The organism is Microbacterium sp. A84, assembly GCF_051842815.1.
Lineage (GTDB): Bacteria > Actinomycetota > Actinomycetes > Actinomycetales > Microbacteriaceae > Microbacterium.
In genome coordinates this window covers 1,509,679-1,529,484 of record NZ_JBPXMS010000001.1, presented here as the reverse complement: position 1 = coordinate 1,529,484, position 19,806 = coordinate 1,509,679, and the positions used below count along the sequence as shown (strand labels likewise).

20 protein-coding genes are annotated in these 19,806 nt (G+C 64.9%); 9 read left to right on the top strand and 11 right to left on the bottom strand.

The window, feature by feature from the left end; genetic code table 11:
• The first annotated feature begins 131 nt into the window (after positions 1 to 131).
• Positions 132 to 2,522, top strand: coding sequence for a response regulator transcription factor (locus tag ACSU04_RS07415; protein ID WP_439288929.1), 2,391 nt, complete (start codon positions 132 to 134; stop codon positions 2,520 to 2,522).
• Positions 2,523 to 2,534: 12 nt separating this feature from the next.
• On the opposite strand, the gene ACSU04_RS07410 is transcribed toward ACSU04_RS07415, so the two are convergent.
• Positions 2,535 to 4,265, bottom strand: a complete 1,731-nt coding sequence (locus tag ACSU04_RS07410; RefSeq protein WP_439288928.1) for an L-aspartate oxidase — start codon at positions 4,263 to 4,265, stop codon at positions 2,535 to 2,537.
• 70 nt (positions 4,266 to 4,335) lie between these two features.
• Between ACSU04_RS07410 and ACSU04_RS07405 the strand changes: the two genes are divergently transcribed.
• Positions 4,336 to 5,268 carry a LysR family transcriptional regulator gene (locus ACSU04_RS07405; protein ID WP_439281449.1) on the top strand — a complete coding sequence of 311 codons (933 nt, stop codon included), beginning with the start codon at positions 4,336 to 4,338 and terminating at the stop codon, positions 5,266 to 5,268.
• A gap of 107 nt (positions 5,269 to 5,375) precedes the next feature.
• On the opposite strand, the gene ACSU04_RS07400 is transcribed toward ACSU04_RS07405, so the two are convergent.
• Together ACSU04_RS07400 and ACSU04_RS07395 are read right to left on the bottom strand one after the other, a co-directional pair.
• Positions 5,376 to 5,639 (bottom strand): hypothetical protein, encoded by a 264-nt coding sequence (locus ACSU04_RS07400; protein ID WP_439288927.1) that lies wholly within the window; start codon positions 5,637 to 5,639, stop codon positions 5,376 to 5,378.
• 276 nt (positions 5,640 to 5,915) lie between these two features.
• The gene (locus ACSU04_RS07395; RefSeq protein WP_439281447.1) at positions 5,916 to 6,185 is read right to left on the bottom strand and encodes a glutaredoxin domain-containing protein; all 270 of its coding nucleotides are present in this window, start codon (positions 6,183 to 6,185) and stop codon (positions 5,916 to 5,918) included.
• Positions 6,186 to 6,369: 184 nt separating this feature from the next.
• Between ACSU04_RS07395 and ACSU04_RS07390 the strand changes: the two genes are divergently transcribed.
• Positions 6,370 to 8,013, top strand: a complete 1,644-nt coding sequence (locus ACSU04_RS07390; RefSeq protein WP_439288926.1) for a beta-N-acetylhexosaminidase — start codon at positions 6,370 to 6,372, stop codon at positions 8,011 to 8,013.
• Positions 8,014 to 8,033: 20 nt separating this feature from the next.
• On the top strand, positions 8,034 to 9,212 hold the full coding sequence (locus ACSU04_RS07385) for an ROK family protein (protein ID WP_439288925.1): 1,179 nt from the start codon (positions 8,034 to 8,036) through the stop codon (positions 9,210 to 9,212).
• On the opposite strand, the gene ACSU04_RS07380 is transcribed toward ACSU04_RS07385, so the two are convergent.
• On the bottom strand, positions 9,093 to 10,094 hold the full coding sequence (locus tag ACSU04_RS07380; protein ID WP_439288924.1) for a DMT family transporter: 1,002 nt from the start codon (positions 10,092 to 10,094) through the stop codon (positions 9,093 to 9,095). The two genes, ACSU04_RS07385 and ACSU04_RS07380, sit on opposite strands and share 120 nt — an antisense overlap.
• 40 nt (positions 10,095 to 10,134) lie before the next feature.
• Between ACSU04_RS07380 and ACSU04_RS07375 the strand changes: the two genes are divergently transcribed.
• Positions 10,135 to 10,620: a MarR family winged helix-turn-helix transcriptional regulator gene (locus ACSU04_RS07375; RefSeq protein ID WP_439281443.1), complete on the top strand. Its 486-nt coding sequence runs from the start codon at positions 10,135 to 10,137 to the stop codon at positions 10,618 to 10,620.
• Here the strand turns inward: ACSU04_RS07375 and ACSU04_RS07370 are convergent.
• The 4 genes from ACSU04_RS07370 to ACSU04_RS07355 form a co-directional block, all read right to left on the bottom strand.
• Positions 10,610 to 11,638, bottom strand: a complete 1,029-nt coding sequence (locus ACSU04_RS07370; protein WP_439288923.1) for an FUSC family protein — start codon at positions 11,636 to 11,638, stop codon at positions 10,610 to 10,612. The genes ACSU04_RS07375 and ACSU04_RS07370 overlap by 11 nt on opposite strands.
• A gap of 64 nt (positions 11,639 to 11,702) precedes the next feature.
• Positions 11,703 to 11,936 (bottom strand): hypothetical protein, encoded by a 234-nt coding sequence (locus tag ACSU04_RS07365; protein WP_439288922.1) that lies wholly within the window; start codon positions 11,934 to 11,936, stop codon positions 11,703 to 11,705.
• Positions 11,937 to 12,035: 99 nt separating this feature from the next.
• Positions 12,036 to 12,776, bottom strand: a complete 741-nt coding sequence (locus ACSU04_RS07360; RefSeq protein WP_439288921.1) for an SDR family oxidoreductase — start codon at positions 12,774 to 12,776, stop codon at positions 12,036 to 12,038.
• A complete protein-coding gene (locus ACSU04_RS07355) occupies positions 12,773 to 13,225 on the bottom strand; it encodes a hypothetical protein (protein ID WP_439288920.1) in 453 nt (150 codons plus the stop codon). The genes ACSU04_RS07360 and ACSU04_RS07355 overlap by 4 nt, the downstream gene beginning before the upstream one ends.
• A 92-nt stretch (positions 13,226 to 13,317) precedes the next feature.
• Between ACSU04_RS07355 and sigJ the strand changes: the two genes are divergently transcribed.
• From sigJ to ACSU04_RS07340, 3 genes are all read left to right on the top strand, one after another.
• On the top strand, positions 13,318 to 14,205 hold the full coding sequence (gene sigJ / locus ACSU04_RS07350) for an RNA polymerase sigma factor SigJ (RefSeq protein WP_439288919.1): 888 nt from the start codon (positions 13,318 to 13,320) through the stop codon (positions 14,203 to 14,205).
• Positions 14,206 to 14,296: 91 nt separating this feature from the next.
• On the top strand, positions 14,297 to 15,637 hold the full coding sequence (locus ACSU04_RS07345) for a M20/M25/M40 family metallo-hydrolase (protein ID WP_439288918.1): 1,341 nt from the start codon (positions 14,297 to 14,299) through the stop codon (positions 15,635 to 15,637).
• An 8-nt stretch (positions 15,638 to 15,645) separates the two neighbouring features.
• Positions 15,646 to 17,106: an MFS transporter gene (locus ACSU04_RS07340; RefSeq protein ID WP_439281436.1), complete on the top strand. Its 1,461-nt coding sequence runs from the start codon at positions 15,646 to 15,648 to the stop codon at positions 17,104 to 17,106.
• Here the strand turns inward: ACSU04_RS07340 and ACSU04_RS07335 are convergent, their stop codons facing one another.
• From ACSU04_RS07335 to ACSU04_RS07325, 3 genes are read right to left on the bottom strand one after another with little or no spacing between them, the layout of a single operon-like run.
• Entirely contained in the window at positions 17,107 to 17,511 is a 405-nt protein-coding gene (locus ACSU04_RS07335; RefSeq protein WP_439288917.1) for a VOC family protein, read from the bottom strand.
• A gap of 14 nt (positions 17,512 to 17,525) precedes the next feature.
• Positions 17,526 to 17,918 carry a methylated-DNA--[protein]-cysteine S-methyltransferase gene (locus ACSU04_RS07330; RefSeq protein WP_439281434.1) on the bottom strand — a complete coding sequence of 131 codons (393 nt, stop codon included), beginning with the start codon at positions 17,916 to 17,918 and terminating at the stop codon, positions 17,526 to 17,528.
• A 34-nt stretch (positions 17,919 to 17,952) separates the two neighbouring features.
• Positions 17,953 to 18,717 carry a siderophore-interacting protein gene (locus ACSU04_RS07325; protein ID WP_439281433.1) on the bottom strand — a complete coding sequence of 255 codons (765 nt, stop codon included), beginning with the start codon at positions 18,715 to 18,717 and terminating at the stop codon, positions 17,953 to 17,955.
• Between the two features lie 86 nt (positions 18,718 to 18,803).
• Here ACSU04_RS07325 and ACSU04_RS07320 point away from each other — a divergent pair, with 86 nt between their 5' ends.
• On the top strand, positions 18,804 to 19,796 hold the full coding sequence (locus ACSU04_RS07320) for a siderophore ABC transporter substrate-binding protein (protein WP_439281432.1): 993 nt from the start codon (positions 18,804 to 18,806) through the stop codon (positions 19,794 to 19,796).
• The last annotated feature ends 10 nt before the right edge of the window (positions 19,797 to 19,806 follow it).

Here is a 19,806-nt window from a genome sequence, read left to right as displayed (position 1 = left end):
AATCCTCCCCGGGTCTCTCATCGGTACGGCTACAGAAAGGCCAGCGCTGCACCCGCACGCTGGCCTTTCTGCGCGATTTGCTGATGATCACGCGGGGTCGATACGGTCGGGGTATCAGAGGGAGGGATCTGTTGTACAGCTCAGAGCGATTCATCGTCGTCGACGCCGACCTGGCAGCCGATGACAATGACGGTGTTCGTGCGTGGACCCGGCAATCCGCGGTCGCAACAATGAACACCATCGCCTGGCTGGACGCGCGGTTGCCGTCAGGGGAGCCGATCGCGAGTGCCGGTGTGTTGTGGCGTCGTGGCATCAGTTATCTGCACTCGCAGGGGCAAATCGACGATGCCAGGCTTCACCGCGAACTTCAGGCGGCCAACGAGTCGGGGCACGCGGCTGCGGAGGGTCTGGCGAGGATCGCGCAGGATGTGGATCACTTCGTCATCGTCGTCGATGCCAGCGCTGTGGAGCCTGATCTCGTCGCGGAACTGGAAACTGATTTCGTCGCTCTGCTCTCCCGAACGACGCATGTGAGAGGCATCCTCATCAGGCCTCAAACCTCGGCGGAGATCAGCCCCGTCTCGAGCGATGCGTCAGTGAGCAGTCGTCCGGCGCAACCGCCGTGTAACGGTGCGTACGCAGGTTTGTGGCAGATCGCCGCCTTCGACGCCGCACAGACATTCATCCGCGCAACGAGCGACGCGCCCTACCTTGACATTCGACTCGCGAAAGCGCTGACAGGCCAGGACGACGTTGTCGCTCAGCTTGATCTGATGGCGCAGCAGGGAATCGGAGCATGGCGTGCCGCGCCCGATGGGAAGCGCACGTTTCACTACAGTGACGTCGTGCGTGAATGGTCGCAGTCTGCGGCTGAGAGCTCATCTGACGACCGCCGCAAGCATTCAACAGCCGCGATAATTGCGCGCTGGCTCCTCGAAGAGCGATTCGAACCGCCCTCTGCGCTGGCGTTTGCCGTACGCAGCGGCGACATCGACCTCATCGCCGCTGCCGGCCTTCGCACCTTTCCGTTCACTCCGGATGCGAGCGAGGTGACGACGGACCTGATCAGGCGTCTGCCTCGATCCGAGCAGCTGGCCCACCCGATGCTGGCGCTGTGGATTGGCGTGCAGCTCGCCCTCCAGCCCGATGGTGCAGAGCGCGCGATCACGCAGTTTCGTGTAGCAGGAACACGCGGAAACGTCGGCGGACGAACGCTACCGCGGACAGAGCGGATGATCCTCATGGGAATGCAGGCCTATGTCCTGCGTAGGGCCGGGCGGGCCAGTGCAAGTCGCTCGAAGGCGAGGAGCGCGTATCGGAAAGCGGCGAAGCTCATTGTCAACGGTGACGTCGATGTCTCACTCAACCAGATCTTCGTGACGGTTGTGCATCAGGTCGGCGTTAGTCTCCTCTACGCCGGTGAGAGCGAAGAAGCCGGTGACCTCTACCGGCTTCTCTTCGAGTACTGCGAAGAGAATGGCCTGGGGCATCGCAGGAATTCGTCCGCGTCAGTTCTCGCTTTCATCGCCGCCGACGGCGGGGCGACTCGGGAGGCAGAGCGGTGGCTGGAGCAGGTTACGGAAGACGACTGGCCATCAGCGTGGCGCACGGGGTACACCAGGACCTATTTCGACCTGGCAGAGATGCTGATCGCAATCAATCGTGCGGATCTTCCTCGTCTTGAGTCCGTTCTCGCGCGCTTCATCCAGTTCGAATCGGAAACGGAGCATTGGGATGTCGTCGTTTTCGCGCAGGTTTGTGCAGAGCTGATTCGGGGCGATGCCTCAGCGGCACTGACGTGGTTCAACGAGCGGGTGCGTGAACGACTCGCCGACACGACGCACCCGTGGATCAGAGAGCGGCTTCGTCGTCTGCGACTGATGTTGCAGGCAGCCGGAACCCATCCTCGCCAGGAGATCCCCGGGCGAGTGTCTGCCGCGGAGGGCGCCGCGCACGCGGCACTGGAAGCCTTGATCGCCACGCGGGAGGGGAACGCGGAACGGGCGGTGGCGAAGGTTGTCTCGGCCGGACTGACCGCGCAGACGCCGCTCGAGCAGAGCTTCGCGACCATCGCATCCTTGCTCGTCGCGAGATACAGCGACTACTCCATCGACTTCTCCTCCGCGCGGGCGAAGCTACATGTCCTCTGCGAGATTCATGGGCTGCACTTCCCGCTCGTCTTCCTCGCCGAATCCGAACGCGAAGCTCTCATCTCCGACTCGGGGATCGGGGTCACCGCGCAGCACGCGCTTCATGCCGTGCTGGACAAGCTGCCGACCTGTGTGCAGGCGGATGACGCTTGGGGTGTCCGGCGGTCGCTGCTCACACGTCAGGAACTCGCCGTTCTGCGCGCGCTGTGCGATCACACCGCGCGGGCGGACATCGCGCAGCAGCTTCATCTCTCCCTCAATACGGTGAAGGTGCACCTCGGGTCGGTGTATCGAAAGCTCGGAGTCCATTCCCGGGCAGAGGCGCTCGTTGCCGCATCGCTCCTCGGCGTGCTGCCAGAGGACCGTCAGTGACGTTCGACGCACTCACTCCACGAGTTTGCCCTCGGATGAGACATCGCGGATGAGAGCCTGGATCTCGGCGGGCACGGGCGGGATCTGCTCACGCGTGACGCCGGTGATCGGTGACCAGACGAGGTTCACTTGCAGCGCCGGATCCGTCTCTGGGAAGTCGCTGCGATTGTGGCATCCGCGGGTCTCGCGCCTCTCTAGTGCTGCTTCCAGAGTCGCCCGTGCGGCCAGAGCCGAGCCCTTGAGGTCGAAGGCGTGCGCGAGATCCTGAAAACCGGCGATGTCGGGGTGGATACCGACGTCCTGCATCCGAGCCTCGATGCGGGTGAGCTCAGCAAGGCCCGCCAACAGCCCCTCTTCAGAACGCACCACGCCCGCGTGCGCTGTCATCGTGTTGCGGATGCCGCGCTGCAGCGCCCGCACGTTCTCTGGCCCATCGGCCGCGAGCAGGTCATCGATCTCGGCGCGAGCCTGCGCGACGGCCGCGGGGGAGCGCCGTTGTGCATCCAGCGCCGAAGCGTGTGCGATCGCGGCCTGACCGACCAGCCGCCCGTACACGAGCAGCTCGATCAGGGAGTTCCCGCCGAGACGGTTCGCGCCGTGCAATCCGCTCGATGCCTCGCCGATCGCATAGAGCCCGTCGACGTCGGTGCCGTGGTCTTCCGGACGCACCCACACGCCACCCATCGAATAGTGCGCGGTCGGAGCGATCTCGATCGGGTCGGTGGTGATATCCAGCATCTGCAGCTCCATCATCGTCTGGAAGACGCGGGGGAGGCGGGTCATGATCGTCTCGCGAGGCAGATGCGACACGTCGAGCCAGACGCCGCCGTTCTCCGTGCCGCGGCCCTCCGCGATCTCGGTGTACGCGGCCAACGCGACACGGTCGCGGGTGGACAGTTCCATCCGCTCCGGGTCGTACTTCGACATGAAGCGCTCACCGAGTGCATTGCGGAGGATGCCGCCTTCACCGCGCGCGGCCTCGGAAATCAGGGTGCCCGCGGCGTTCTCCGGCTCGATGATGCCGGAGGGGTGGAACTGTACGAGTTCGGGGTCGCGCAGCCGCGCCCCCGCGTCGACGGCGAGCCGGAACGCATCGCCGGTGTTCTCGTCACGACGCGACGAGGTGCGGCGCCAGATGCGGGTATGTCCGCCGGCAGCGAGGATTACAGCATCCGCATGGATCAGATAGCGCGTGCCGTCGGACTGATCGAATCCGTAGGCGCCGAACACGACGTTGTCCTTGACGAGAATGCGCGTGATGTAGACGCCATCGAGGATCGGCACATCGAGCTGCTCGGCTCGGCGCACCAGCGTGCGCTGGATCTCCAGCCCCGTGTAATCGCCGGCGAATGCGGTGCGGCGGAACGTGTGCGCCCCGAAGAAACGCTGCGAGATGCGGCCGTCGTCTTCACGGGCGAAGTCCATGCCCCAGCGCTCCAGATCACGGATGCCGCGCTCCGCACCCTGCGTGACGACCTCGACCGTGTGCGGATTGGCGAGGAGATAGCTCTCCTTGATCGTGTCGGCGGCGTGCTGCTGCCAGCTGTCGTCGGCATCCATCGTGCCGAGAGCCGCGTTGATGCCACCAGCGGCGAGCGAGGTGTGCGCGTCATCGCGGTGCCGTTTTCCGACCGCCAGCACGTCGACACCGCGTTCAGCGACCTCTATGGCAGCGCGGAGGCCGGACCCTCCGGTTCCGATGACCAGGACGGTGGTGGAGATCTGTCGTTCACGAGCGCTCATGCTTCCATGCTAAGAACGCACGTCCGATAACTCCAGTGCATTGTTCATATCATCTCGATAGACTCTGGACATGAATCTGGAGCAGTTGAGAGGCTTCGTCGAGATCGCCGACATTGGACACTTCACTCGTGCATCCGAGAATCTGCACCTTGCCCAGCCTTCGCTGAGTCGCCAGATCTCGACGTTGGAGCAGGAGTTGGGTGCCGAACTGTTCCATCGCGCTCGCGGGAACATTTCACTCACCGACGCGGGCCAGACGCTTCTGCCGCGTGCACGGCGCATGCTGGCGGATGCTGATGCCATCCGTTCCGAGATGGCAGAGCTGGCGGGTCTGCAGCGGGGGCGTGTGCGTCTCGGTGCCACGCCGACCCTGTGCATCAGTCTTGTCGCCGAGGCGATGGGGGCGTTCCATGTTGCGCATCCCGGTGTGGAGCTGCTGCTCACCGAGGCTGGCTCGAACGTATTGATCGAGCAACTTGCGGCCGGCGCCGTTGACATGGCGCTCATCACGCTGTCGGATGCGCTGCCGGTCACGGGATCTGCGCTGGTGCGCACGCCGTTGCTGACCGAGGAGTTGGTGGTCGTATCGTCCGCGGCGCACGCGCCTGTCGCCACCGACGAGGGTATCGATCTTGTCGGCCTCTCTCGTCTGCCGCTCGTGTTCTTCGCGGAGAGCTACGACCTTCGGGCGACGACGGATGCTGCCTTCCGTGCAGCCGGCCTCGCGCCGACGCCGGTTGTCGAGGGTGCCGAGATGGATGCAGTGCTGCGGTTCGTCGAGCGAGGACTCGGCGTCGCGGTGGTGCCGGCGATGGTGTTGCTTGACCGACCGACGCTGCGGTCCGCGCGCCTGCGTGACCCACGTCTTGCCCGTACGATCGGCCTCGCTCACCGCTCTGACGTCAATCCCACTCGTGCGGCGGCGGCGATGCGGCGAGTGATCGTGCGAACGGCCGGTGAGCTCGTCGACCGTGACCCGACGACGATGAGCCTGGTTGGGTGAACCGCGCCGCCTGCTCGGCCGGCGCGCCACGAAACAGGTGCTACCACGCACGACGAAGGCGGCTGGGCTGTCCGTCCGAACTGCCTGCCGCCTTCGAAGTCATTCTATCAAGCCTTCTCGACGAACACCACGGCTCCGCTCTTGAGCGTGAGAATCAAGGAAGTCAACCAAGTGCTGTGCTCAAATCGTCGCAACGCCTCACTGTAGATGACTGCGTCACCGAGCTCAGTCCGAGAAGTATCGAGAACAAGGCGTTCAGCACCCTGTTCCTTTGCCCGGCAGAACTGATTTGAAATCGTTCTCCGACCCGATCCTCTGGGAGTCTTGATCTCCCACGTCTGCCCGTTCATCAGGATGTCCAGGTTCTTCACTCGATCACCGTGTCTGAGAGGCAGGAACTCAACCTTCATTCCGACGGACGCGAGGCGTGTGGCCGTCTCCAGTTCGTTGAGTTGAAGTTTCAGGCCTCGTGGTACGCGTACGGGGTGTCGATGCTCTTGGAGAACAGCACCCATGACGTGCGCTCGCGTTTTCATCGCTTCATTACACAAGGCGGTGGACGCGCGGGTGGGGCGTGTTGGTCGCAGATGACGCGATCCGTGGAGAACTCGAGAAGATCGTGTGATGTGCGGAAGATCAGGCGCGGCCTAACCCGCGGGTAGCGCCTTCACCGCCGCGGCCAGCACCTGCGGCACCGTTGGTACTCCCTCGGCGCGGAATACCTGAATGCCGGCGGCATTGCGCACGATCACGGTGGGTGTGGCGCGGATGTAGAGCGCCTCAGCGGCATCCGGATCCTGAGCCACATCGATTTCGGTGATCGTCGCATCGGGGAGGAACCGCACCGCATCGGCGAGCACCGCGCGCGTTCGTGAGCATGCGCCACAGAATGCGGATGTCACCAGTGTCAACTCCACAGAGCAACCTCCCTTACTCCACCCCAACGCACACTCGGGTAATCAAATTCCGTCGAAGGTCTTGCGGTTTAATTAATAAGTGTGGATTATTAATTAACCATCCGGGTCTACTCACGATGGTCTACCTAGTGGCTCACAGAGGAGTTCAGATGCGAGAGATCATGCGAGTGGCGGTGAAGGGTTGATGCGCGCGCACACTCTCATCCCGCGTCCTCGTCTCTACGAGACGGCCGATGGCGCGTTCACAATGACGGAGTCCATCGAGGTCGTGCAGGCCCCGGATGCCGCGGATGCTGTCGCACTGCTCGCTGAACGGCTCTGGGCCGGCGCCCGCATTCGCGTGGACAAATCGGAGTGCGATGGTGCTGGCATCCGCTTCGTGGAAGACGCTGAGCTGGCATCCGAGGCGTATTCGATCGACGTGACACCGCTCGCCGTCACGATCGCAGCGGCAAGTGCCAGCGGATTCGGTCATGCGGTCGCTACGTTGCTGCAACTCATGGGCGAAGGAATCTGGCGGGCGGCATCCGCTCTGCCTCGCACCATCGAGATCCCGGCCTGTCTCATCGAAGATGAGCCGGCATTCGAATGGCGTGGGGTCATGATCGACGTGGCCCGGCATTTCCTGCCGGCGCGCGAGGTGCTGCGCATCGTCGATCTGCTCGCGATGCACAAGTTTAACCGTTTGCACCTGCATCTCACCGACGATCAGGGCTGGCGGGTTGAGATCCGCGCCTTCCCTCGTCTGGCTGAAGCTGCCTCCTGGCGTGATCGCACGCAGGTCGGCGCCGATGATGCGACCGCTCCTGAGATCACGCGTCCGCACGGTGGCTTCTATACGCAGGATGACATCCGCGAGATCGTCGCGTATGCCGCGGGCCGTGGTGTCGAGGTCGTTCCCGAGATCGATCTGCCTGGGCACTCGCAGGCCGCCATCTCGGCGTATCCCGAACTGGGTGTTCCCGGCGCGGGTGGTGCGCTGCAGGGGGTCGAGGTCTACCCGCGCTGGGGCGTTAGTGCGTACCCGCTCAACGCCGAGAACGCCACGGTCGACTTCTTCCGCACCGTTCTCGACGAGGTGCTCGAACTGTTCCCCTCCGTCGACATCGGTCTCGGTGGTGACGAGGTGCCTGCAGGTCCGTGGGAAGTCGACCCGCGTTCGCAGCAGTTGGCGCGTGAACGTGGTCTGACGGGTCCGCGGGAGTTGCAGTTCTGGTTCCTCGAGCAGTTGCGCACGCACATCCAGCAGAAGGGTCGGCGGATGCTGGCCTGGGATGAGGTGCTCGAGCACGAGGTCACCTCAGATGTCACGGTGCTCGGATGGCGAGGGGAAGCCGGGATTGGTGAGGCACTGCGCCGCGGCATCCCGGTCATCGCCTGCCCCGACAATCAGCTGTACTTCGACTACTGTCAATCCGACGATCCGCGCGAGCCGATCCCGGTCGGTGTGGTCGTCGGGCTCCGCGAGGTCTACGGGTTCGACCCGGTGCCTGCATGGGCGACACCTGAGCAGGCGTCGTTCCTGCGCGGCGCACAGGCGAACCTGTGGGCCGAGCATTTGGAAGACGCCCGCGCGCGCGACTACATGCTGTGGCCGCGCGCATGCGCTTTGGCTGAGGTGCTGTGGAGCGGCCCCGGAGGCGACTTCGATGATTTCGCCGAGCGACTCGGCGCCCACCTGCGCCGCCTGGACGAGCGCGGCGTGGAGTACCGGCGCGCGTCAGGGCCGCTACCGTGGCAGGAGCGTCCTGGTGTGAGCGGACGTGTTCAGAATCAAATGGAACGGCAGCAGGAGATCGACGAGCTGACGTCCGCGATCGTACGGTGAGCGTGCGAGAGAAGGATGACGTGGCACGACAGGGTGAGCCGTCTCGTGGGGCGACCGGCATCCTGGCGCTGACCCCGGCCGAGTTGCGTGCGCTGCGACGTGAGCCGCATGCCCCAGGCGGGGCGGCGATCCAGGTCACCAGACAGCACAATCTGTCGGTCATCCGCCGACTGCTCTACGCGAACGGACCGCAGACCAGACCCGAGCTTGCGCGTCTCAGTGGCCTGTCGCTACCTACCGTCGGCGGGCTCGTCTCAACTCTGGTGGATGCCGGCACGGTACAGGACCTCGGGGTTCTCGCACAGGCGAAGGTGGGAAAGCCTGCATCGCGCGTGGCCATAGACGCGGCCGGAAACGTCTCGATCGTGCTCGACCTCACTCATGACGACATGTTCATCGGCGCGCTGGTCGACTTGGACGGGACAGTGGTCGACCGCGTGCAGGTCAGCATTGGAGACGCCAGCGGCGAAGCCGCGCTGGAGCACGCGGTGGATCTCGCGACCCTCCTGCTCGATCGCGCCACGGCGCAGGTCATCGGCATCGGAGTGGCATCCCCCGGACTCGTGGACGATCGCGGGCAGGTTCACGTCGCCGATCGGCTGCGTTGGCGCGATGTGCCGCTCGCCGACGTGTTGCAGGAACGCACCGGCATCCCCACGGTCGTCGGCAACGATGTCAATCTTCTGGCGCTCGGTCTCAGCCGCTTCCGCAATCGCTCAGGGCGCGACGCGATCGTCGTCGCGCTCGACAACGGAGTAGGTGCTGCAGTGCTCGAGGGTGGCAAGCCCGTGCTCGGCGAGCAGTTCGCGGCGGGGGAGATCGCGCATCTCACCGTCGTCGCCGACAGCGAGATGTGCCCGTGTGGACGACGCGGATGCCTCGACATGATCGTTGGCGCTCAGCAGCTGGCGCGCCGACTCGAGGCAGAAGGCGAAGGGATTCTCGAACCGTCCGGGCGGATTCTCGGCGAGGTGCTCGCTCCCATCGTGATCATGCTGAACATCAATGTGATCGTGGTGGTGGGTCCTGCATCGCTCGTCGAGGGTCCGTTCGCGGATGGTGTTGTCAGCGGCATCCACTTACGGCTGCGCCCTGCGATCATCGAGGGCTTGAAGATCGAAGTCGGCGCAAACGATCCCGATCTGGTTTTGCTCGGTGCTGCCGCTGTCGTGATGGAGTCCCAGCTCGGCATGCGCTGAACGCTGCCTGCGCTGGACGTTGGCCAGCACGATGCTGCCGAGCACGAGAGCGATACCCAGCAGTTGCAACGCGCTGAGCGTCTCGCCGCTTATTGCGACGCCGAGTGCGACGCCCGTCACAGGGTTGAGTAGCCCGATCACACCGACGACTCCGGCGGGCAGGTGGCGGAAGCCGCTGAACCAGCAGAAGAAGCCAAGAGCGGTGGCGATCAGGCTGACGTAGCCGAATGCGATGAGCTCGGATGGTGAGACGGCGGGCGGGGCTCCCTCGAACAGGGCGGCGGCGACGGTCAGTTCGATGCCGCCGACGATCAGCTGCCATGCGGTGACGGTGAGCACCGGCGTGCCGTCGTTCCACCGTTTCATGAGGATCGCGCCGAGCGCCGACATCGCCATCGATGCGAACGATGCCGCGATGCCCCAGGCGTCTAATCGCCCGGTCGCGGTGCCGACGATGAGCAGCACGCCTGCGGCGCCGACACCGGCGCCCAGCAGTACGCGCGCGGTGGGGCGCTCGTGCAGGATCAGCCAGGCGAAGCCCGCGATCATGAGCGGCGCGACGGAGGTGATGGATGCCGCGACACTGGAGGGCAACAGCTGGGCGGCGACGTAGACGAGGCAGAAGAACAATCCCATATTCAGGGTGCCGAGCACGATCGAACGCCACCACCACGCGCCCCGGGGGAGCCTCCTCACAACGAGCAGCAAGACGAGTCCGGCCGGCAGTGCGCGGATGGCCGAGCCCCACAGTGGCGAATCGGCCGGCAGGAACTCGTGCGTGACCCAGTAGGTCGAGCCGAACACGATCGGTCCGATCGCGGCGATCAGCGGCCAGCGCAGTGTGCGCCAGACGCTGTGTTGACGCCGAGAATTATTTTCCATGGAAACGAGTATACGTTCCATGGAAAGTAAGATGGCGCCTATGTCAGAGATTGATCGCGTAGCGACGTTCGTGGAGCAGTGGCGTCGGGAGCGCCCGGAGCTCGACCCAAGCCCTATGGCCGTCATCGGGCGGATGCGGCGAGTATCGGATGACTTCACCGAGGCGTTGATCGAGAACTACCGTCGCTACGACCTCGGCGAGGGGGAATTCGACGTGCTCTGTGCGCTGCGTCGCACAGGAGATCCCTTCACGTTGCCGCAGGGAGAGCTCGCCGCGCACACGATGGTGACCGCCGGTGCGACCTCGAAGCGTGTCGACCGTCTGGCTGCGGCCGGTCTGGTTACGCGGCATCCGCATGCCGAAGATGGTCGGGGCCGTGTCGTCGGGCTCGCGGACGAAGGGCGAGCGCTGATCGATGAGATCTACCCGACGCACCTCGCCCTGGAGGAGTCGCTGCTCGCACCGCTCAGCGCCGCGGAGCGCCGGGAGCTCGAGCGCATGCTGCGCAAGCTGATCACTGGCTGACGTCGGAAGGCGGATTTTTCGGCAGCGGCTTCGCGTGCAAGATACCGGACACCGCGCCGAGCGTCGCACCGATGATCGTGTCGATGATGCGCTCAAGGGCGACATCCATCGATCCGATCTGGCCCGTGGCGGCTCCCGTCAGCAGCAGCACGAGCGGAGTGATGATCATGAGTGCGAGTGCGTAATGGCGAACCACGACGAGTTCGACCGAGAACTGCATGATGCCGAGCAGCAGCGCGATCCATAGCCCGGAAGGATGCAGCAGCACCAGCAACGCATAGACGCCGACGCCGAGTACTGTGCCCAGCATCCGGTGCATGCCGCGCTGGAAGGCCGCCTTGCGCGCGGCGGCTGATCCGATCACGGCGATGGCGGCTCCGACGATCCAGTAGCTGCGAGCAGGATCAACGAAGGAACCGATCAGTACACCGAGCACGGACACGATGGCTACGCGCAGAAGCAGCATCTTCGCATCGGTGTCGAGCGCCGGGCCGGGCAGCAACTCGCGCAGAGGGCGCGCGCGTCTGGCGCGTACGCGGGGGACGAGCAGTGGAGACACGGCGACCAGATACGCGAACAGGCAACCGCCAGCAACGGCGGCGGTGTACTCGAGCGGCGCGACCGGGGAATGGGCGATGACCTGGGCCGACAGCCCGAACATCAGCACGAAGAACAGTGGGCCGGGCGGGCCGAGTCGGAATCCGAACGCGAGTCCCGAGCTGATCAGCGCGATGGCCACGATGCCGATGCTGACCAGCCACGGCTCCGCGGCGGAGAAGGCACCGGCCGTAGCGCTCAGAGTGAGGCCGATGCCGACAAGCGGCAGCACTTTGGCGCGCTCGACCACGGGAGAGGCGCCAGCGAAAAGCACGGTGAATGCGCCGGATGCCGCGACATAACCCAGCGTCGGCATACCCAGCAGCGTCAGCACGACGATCGGTACGGTGAGCCCGATCGCCGCCTGCAATCCCAGTTGCCAACGAGGACCATGGGATGGGGCGAAGGCGAACAGACTCACGCGTCTATTGTCCTCCCGCCTCCCGCACGCTCCCGCCGCTTCCGGGCTCAGCCGCGGAGGAGGATCACTCGCGGTCGAGACCGAAGGTGCGCTTCACCAGCGCCTGCACGTCACGGTCGAGTCCGTCCATTCGGCCGTTCATCGCGTCGAAGCGTGCGTTCATCTCTGCGCGCAGGCCGCCGATCTCGGTGCGGACCACGCGGATGAACAGCGTCGACACCACAGTGAGCATGCCGAACATCAGGGCGATGAAGGCCCCGATCATCGTCCATATCTGTGCATCGTTCAACGCGTCCACCCTTTCATTGTCATCGACACGACCCATCCTGCCAAGTGGATCGTCGACAACGCGGAATCGGTGGATAACTCTGTTGAACAGACAAATGTGCAGTAAGAGTCAGTGCGCGGTGAGCCACTCTGCGAATGTCTGACGGCCGAGCGCGGCGCCCGGTCCGGGCAGCGCGTAGCCGGCGCGCATCCCCTTCATCTGCGCCGTCGGCAGATTGATGGAGGGGATCCACCCGCGGTGTCCTTCGGCGCGCGCATAGGCCTTGATCATCGCGTCGAGGGCCTCCTCGCGGGGACCGGCAAGATCTCTCGTGCGCTCCTGAGGATCTCCTGCGGCGAGGTCGGCAAGATGCGCGCCCACCTCGCGGGCAGCGATCGGCTGCACACGGGCGCGCGGGGCGAGGTGGAGCGGCCCCACTTTCCCCCGGGCGAACAGCTGCGCGGCGAACTCATGGAACTGCGTTGCACGCAGGATCGTCCACGGCACGGGAGAGTCTTCGTACACCTTCTCCTGGGCGACCTTGCCGGCGTAGTAGTCGTGCGGCATCCGATCGATGCCCACGATCGACAGCAGCACGACATGGCGGGCTCCGGCATCCGCAGCCGCGCGCACCAGCTTTCCGGATGCCGTCGTGAAGAACTTGATCGCGGCATCCGCCTTCAGTGTCGACACGTTGGCGGTGTCGATGACGGCGTCGACGCCTGCGAGCGCGGCATCCAGCCCCTTGCCGGTGATGAGATCCACACCCTGAGATCGGCTCAGCACGACTGCCTCATTGCCTGCGGCCTGCACAGCATCGACGGCTCGCCGGCCGACGACTCCTGTTCCTCCAGCCACTGCGATCTTCATGCGATGTCCTCCTTCGTTTCGATGATGGACCCTGATCTGGGGCTGCGGCTACGGGGTCCAGGAAGCATGAGCAGAAGTCCGAGCAGAACACTGCCGCCGAGGCCGATGATGTTCCCGATCACGTCGATGATCGGCATCCCGCCGAACTGGGCGGCGTGGTAGATCAGGTGAGGGATCCCGAAAACGGTCCACGCGACGCCGACGACTCGACCCGATTCGGGGCCACGCGTGAACGCCGCTGCGATGCTGGCCGCAGCCAACGCCAGATACAGCGCGCCGACGTCGCGGATGAGGTGCTCATTGAAGGGTCCGTCGACCGCGATCCAGACTCTGCCGAGGCCAGGGAACGACTCGTAGAAGCTCGACGGCCAGACGGCTGCCCACAGTCCGACGAAGCCTCCGACGACCGCGGTCGCCCACAGCAGTATGCGGCGCATGATCATGTTCATACCTCTTCGACGATGCAGCGCAGGGAAATGTGAGGATTCCGCCTCACATTTCGGCTCGCCGCATCGTCGAAGGTGGAGGAGGATGTGACGTGATGGATGGAATCGACGCGCTCGAAGACGAACGGCGTGGCCTGCTCGCGCTCTCTTACCGGCTGCTTGGAACAGTCGCCGACGCCGAGGACGCCGTGCAGGAGACATATGTGCGTTGGTACCGGATGTCGGCTGCCGAACGTGCGGTGATCGTGAACCCCGCGGCGTGGCTCACCCGTGTCGCAGGCCGCATCTGTCTCGACATGCTTGGATCCGCGCGCGCCAGGAGGGAGCGCTACGTCGGCGAGTGGCTGCCCGAGCCGGTTCCCTGGTCATCGTCCGTTGTGTCTGTACGGTCGGTTGATCCTTTGGATGCCGTGACACTCGACGACTCCGTCAGCATGGCGTTGCTCGTCGTTCTTGAATCACTTACCCCAGCCGAGCGCGTCGCATTCGTGCTTCACGACGTGTTCGGGATGCCGTTCGCCGAAATCGCAGCAACCGTGGGCCGAACGCCGGATTCCGCGCGGCAGCTCGCCTCACAGGCCCGTCGGCGTGTGCAGGAGCGCCGAGTCGGGGCGGCGTCTCGTGAGCAGCACGATGCGGTCGCACGGGCCTTCGCGGCGGCAGCTGCGACTGGAGAGCTCTCGGCGCTGATCGCGCTGCTCGACCCCGACGTGGTGCTGCGCTCGGACGGCGGGGGCAAAGTTTCCGCGGCCCGCCGACCCGTGTTCGGCGCCGACCGGGTGGCACGATTTCTTCTCGGGCTGCCGCACCTCAACCCGGGCATGGTGCTCGCTCCGACACTGATGCCGGATGGTGTGGCGTTCCTCGCGAGCATCGATGGCAGGGTCGACACGATCATCTCCCTCGCGGTGAGGGCCGATCGCGTCGCCGAGATCTATCTGATGCGCAACCCAGACAAACTCACACTCTGGCACGCGTCCTGACGTTCCAGTCGCAGTTTCCGTCGCCTGGCAGCCGTCATAGCGACAGAAACTGCGACCGGAAGGATGCCGACTCACCGGATAGTCTGGCCCGATGACTGCAGTGACAGCGCGGCCGGGCATCGCTGACCGGCTCTCTCGGATGATTCAGCTGCCGACGGTGTCTGCTGAGCTCGAAGAGCGCGGGATCGAGCCTTTCGAAGATTTCGTCGTGCTGATCGCAGAACTGTATCCGCTCGTCCACGCGCACCTCCCACTCGAGCGTCACACTGAGTTCGGACTGTTGTTCCACTGGAATGGTCGAGCTGCCGCATCCGACGGCCCGCTCGTGCTGATGGCGCACTATGACGTCGTCCCGGTCGACGAGAGCGACCCATGGACGCACCCACCGTTCTCTGGCACCATCGCCGACGGCCACGTCTACGGGCGCGGTGCGCTCGATGACAAGGGTCCGCTCATCGTGATGCTCGAAGCCGTCGAGAATCTGCTCGCCACGGGTTTCATCCCCGCACGAGACGTGTACCTCTCCTTCGGTGGAAACGAGGAGACCTTCGGTGCGGCCGCCGTGGAGATCGCCCGAGTTCTAAAAGACCGTGGGATCGTGCCGTGGCTCGTGCTCGACGAGGGCGGTGCCGTGGTGGATGCGCCGCTGGCGTTCGTACAGGGCCGTGCCGCGATGATCGGTGTCGGGGAGAAGGGCGTGCTCACGCTGAAGCTCAGCACCCGCGGTGACGGCGGACACGCCTCAGCGCCGCCGACGCTCACTGCCGTGCGTCGTATCGCCCGTGCGGTGAACCGGCTCGATCCAGGAACGTTTCGACCCCGCACGCCGAAGGCGATCTCGCGGATGCTGTCGCAGTTCTCTGAACAGGCATCCGGACCATCGCGGCTGCTGCTGAAGGTGCTGGCCGGCGTGCCCTTCCTCACAGCGCGCGTGTTCGCGGCGCTCGGCGGAGAACCCGCCGCGATGGTGCGCACCACAGTCGCTGCGACCATGCAGTCCGGAGGGACAGCGGCCAACGTCATCCCCTCACAGGCATCCGCCACCATCAACCTGCGTATCGCGCTCGGCGAGACGGTCGAGGATGCCGTCGTCCGCGTGCGCAGGCGAATCAACGACCCGCTCGTCTCCATCGATGTGCTCGAGGGCAGTGCGCCGTCACCGGAATCTCCCACCAACAACGCGCAGTTCGCTCTGCTCGGCGAGGCACTGGAACAGGCATTCCCCGGCGTCCGACCGGTGCCCTACGTGATGATGGCGGCAACCGACTCACGCCACTTCCACCGGTACTCGCCGGCCGTCTACCGCTTCGCGCCGCTGGAGATGTCGAACGCCCAGCGGGCCTCGATCCATGGTGTCGATGAGAGTGTCGAAATTTCCACGCTGGAACGCGGCGAGATCTTCCACCGAGCGTTGCTCGAACACCTGAACTGAGGACGAAGATGTCACGTACTGCCAGCCTGGGCGCTGTCGCCTCGATCGTCGGATTCCTTGCATTCGTCGAGTTCACCAGCGGAGTGCTGCAGGGGTATTACACGCCGATGCTTTCTGACATCGCCCGTCACTTGCAGATCCATGATGCGGATGTGAACTGGTTCGAGGGCACGCAACTCATGCTTTCGGCCCTCGTCGTGCCTGCGTTCGCCAAGCTCGGCGATATGGTCGGCCACAAGCGGATGCTGCTGATCTCCACCGCCCTCACGGCCGCGGCCGCGCTGGCGCTGCCGTTCACGGACTCGTTCTGGGTGTTCCTCGTTGCGTGGACGTTGATGGGCTTCTACGTCGTCTGGTTACCGTTGGAGATCGCGCTGATCTGGTCGCGATCGCGGCGGATCCAAGGTCGCTCGATCATCACCGCTCGCGCTGCGGGAATGCTCGTCGCAGCGCTCGAGACCGGCGCCATTGCGGGCGCACTCGTCGGCGGCGCACTCATCGACGTGCTGCCGCTCACGATCGTGCTGCTGATTCCGGCGCTGCTCGTCGTGGTGTGCTTCTTCGTCATCCTGTTCGGTGTGAAGGAGTCGCCGGAATCCAACGGCGGCGTGCTCGACACGGTCGGTCTCGTGCTCATCTCGATCGCTCTCATCTGCTTCACCGGCGGGCTCAGCCTGCTGCGCTTGGAGGGCGGCCTGGTCAATCCGTGGTCGTGGGCCGTCGTCGTTCTCGGAATCCTGCTCATCGTGCCGTTCGTGCTGTGGGAGCTGCGTCACGACGACCCGCTGATCGACGTGCGCATGTTCCGATCTCCCGCGCTCGGCCCGGTCTTCCTCACGGCCGGTCTGTTCGGGGTGAGCGTGCTCGGGGCTCAAGCGCCGCTGTCGACCTTCGCGCGCACCGATCCGGATGTCTACGGGTACGGTCTGGGAACGACCGGGTTCGCGACCTCGCTGATCATCGGCATCTATCTCATCGGCATGATCACCGGTGCCCTGCTTTACTCGCGGATCGCCCGCCTGATCACGCCGAGGCGCACCCTCATCGGGGCGGCGCTGCTGGTGGGCGTCGGGTTCCTGCTGTTCTTGCCTTTCCATGACACCTACGCGCAGGTGATCATGAACATGGTGATCGTCGGCATCGGTTCCGGGGCGCTCGTCGCGGCTCTCCCGGCGGCCGCGGCATCCGCTGCTCCCGAGACACAGACCGGCGTCGCGACCGGACTCACCAACTCGGTGAAGACGCTCGGCGGGGCGATCGCCTCGTGCGTGTTCGGTATCGCGCTGATGCACGGCGTTGCCACGACGGCCGGTGCGACCGAAGGAACGGCCGGGTCGCTGGAGGGCTACATGACGGTGTGGATCGTCTGCGGCGTGACAGCGCTTGTGGCAGCGGTGCTGCTGGTGTTCGTGCCGAAGCAGGCGTTCACTGATCGTGCGGTCGACGAGGTAGAGGCGATCGCCCAGTAGTCAATCCCAGCCCTTCGGATTGTGCATGAACTCCAGTCGGATGCCGTTCGCGTCCTCGACGAAAGCGGCGTAGTACCCGTCTGTGAAGCGCGGATACTCCTTCGGCCTGCGCACTTCGGCCCACCCTGCGGCGACCGCAATGTCGTGGAGCTGGTCGACCTCCGCCTGCGAATCGACGGCGTAGGCAAGGTGCTGCCAGCCGACGCGACCGTGCCGGTGAGGTCCGGTTCCTTCCTCGCGTGCCGGGTATAACAGAAGCTCGGGCTCGCCCTCCTTTTGCCAGTACGCCAGATCCTCCGCGTCATGAGCGCGGGTGTAGCCGAGCGCTTCCAACACCGGATTGAACTGCGCGGATGCGCGCGGGACGTCGTCAACGGTGATGCCGAGGTGATCGAAGGTCGCCATGGGTACAGTCTCGCTCAGAACAACGCGGTCGGAAGGGCACCTTCGAACTCCAGCAGCCGGCGCTTCGTCACGAGTCCCTGTTCACTGTCGCCGCCCGAGTATCCGCCCAGTCCGTCGCTGGCGACGACGCGATGGCAGGGGACGATGATCGGGATCGGATTCGCTCCCATCACGGCGCCGACGCCACGGGCGGGGATGCTGGTGCCACTCCGGGCCGCGAGCTCACCGTAGGTGATCGACTGCCCATGCTCGACGGTCTCTGCCAGAGCGGTCAGGACCGCGCGGGTCGTGTCGGTCTGCAGACCGAGATTGAAAGGGATGTCGAACGTCGTCAGCCGGCCGTCGAAGTAGGCGCGAAGTTGCCGCAGGGCTTCGGTCAGAAGGGGATCATCTGCACGATCGCCCACCGGTGGGATGCCCCAACCCTGGTAGCGGCGCGGATCAGTGCGGGGCGTGGTACTCGGCCTCGTCGCGCTTCCAATAACCCTTCACTATCGCCTGTGCGGTGTCGACGCTCCAGCGCTTCAGCAGTGCACGGCCGGGCTTGACGATGGCCTGCTCGGCCGCGATGAACACGAACGGGTCAGCGCCCACGGCATCCGCTTCGGTGAGCGCTTCCAGGAAAGTGATCAGCGCGGAGCCCGCCAGGGCATCGCCGCGGTGCAACCATTCGACGTCGACGGGTGCCTCGATGTCGAGCTCTCCGTCGCCACCCTGCACTTCGATGACGATGCGTGCCGGTTGGTCGCCGATCAACGCTGCGAATCGGCGGATCGCGGGGATTGCCGTCTCGTCGCCCACCAGGAGCCATGAGCCGGGCGTTCCGGTGATCACTGCAGACCCTCGCGGTCCACCGACGCCGATCTTCGCGCCGATCGGGGCGCCTGCTGCCCAGACAGCAGCAACGCCCTCGTCGCCATGCACGGCGAACTCGACCTCAAGCCAGTTGTCGCCCCACACCAGCGGCGTGTACTCGCGGCTGGGTGCGGCCCGCATCTCCTCCACGGTTTCCGGCGTCTCCTCCGGGAAGAACAACCGCATGTGGTCGTCACTGCCGAGGGAATCGAAGCCCAGGAGGTCATCGCCCTCGAGCCGTACGCGCACGTAGTTCGCGGCGAGAATTTCGCGTGCAGTGAGCGTCACGGTGCGGAACTGGAGATCGAGCGGATGGCGCACCAGCGAGAAGCCGGATTTCAGATCGGTCATGAAGTTAGGCTAGCCTACATAACAGCGAGCTGAGGTAAGCCTTACCTAGCTCTACCGCCTTCCCCGCATCCCTTCAAAGGAGCCCTATGTCTTCGCGACGTCCACTCGCCGCAGCATCCTTCGTCCTCATTTCTGCGCTCGCGCTCGCCGGCTGCGCATCGACACCGGCTGCGGAACCTGAGAAGCCGACGTCGTCAGACGAGCCCGTTTCGGTCACTGTCGAAGACAACAACGGCACCCACACACTCGACCTTCCGCTGACCTCCGTCGTCGCGACGGACAACCGCACCTTCGAGACTCTCGAATCGTGGGGCGTCGAGCTGACCGCCGCAGCCGTTTCGCTGATGCCCAACACGATCTCGTACACCGAGGATGCCTCGATCATCGACCTGGGTAGCCACCGTGAGCCGAACCTCGAGGCGGTCGTCGCCGTCGAGCCCGATCTCATCATCAACGGCCAGCGCTTCGCCGAGTTCCACGAAGATTTCGTCTCGCTTGCTCCGGACGCGGCCGTGCTCGAACTTGACCCTCGAGAGGGTGAGCCTTTCGACGAGGAACTCAAGCGTCAGACCACCGTGCTCGGCGAGGTCTTCGGCAAGCAGACCGAAGCCACTGAGCTCAACGACGCCCTCGATGCCGCGATCGACCGGGTCAAGGCCGCATACGACGACAGCGAGACCGTCATGGCAGTGACCACATCCGGAGGAGCAATCGGCTACATCGCGCCCACCGTCGGACGCACCCTCGGCCCGGTGTTCGACTTCGCCGCGCTGACTCCTGCGCTCGAAGTCACCGATGCCACCGATGACCATCAGGGCGACGATATCGCCGTGGAGGCGATCGCCGACTCCAACCCCGATTGGATCCTGGTGATGGACCGTGACGCTGCCGTCGGCGCCGATGACCCCAACTACGCACCTGCCGCCGACATTCTCGAGAACTCGGAGGCACTGGCCAAGGTCACCGCTGTCTCCGAGGGCAACATCGTCTACATGCCCGCCGATACGTACACGAACGAAGGCATCCAGACGTACACCGAGTTCTTGAACGACTTCGCGGACGCACTCGAAGCACGCTGAGCGCGACGCA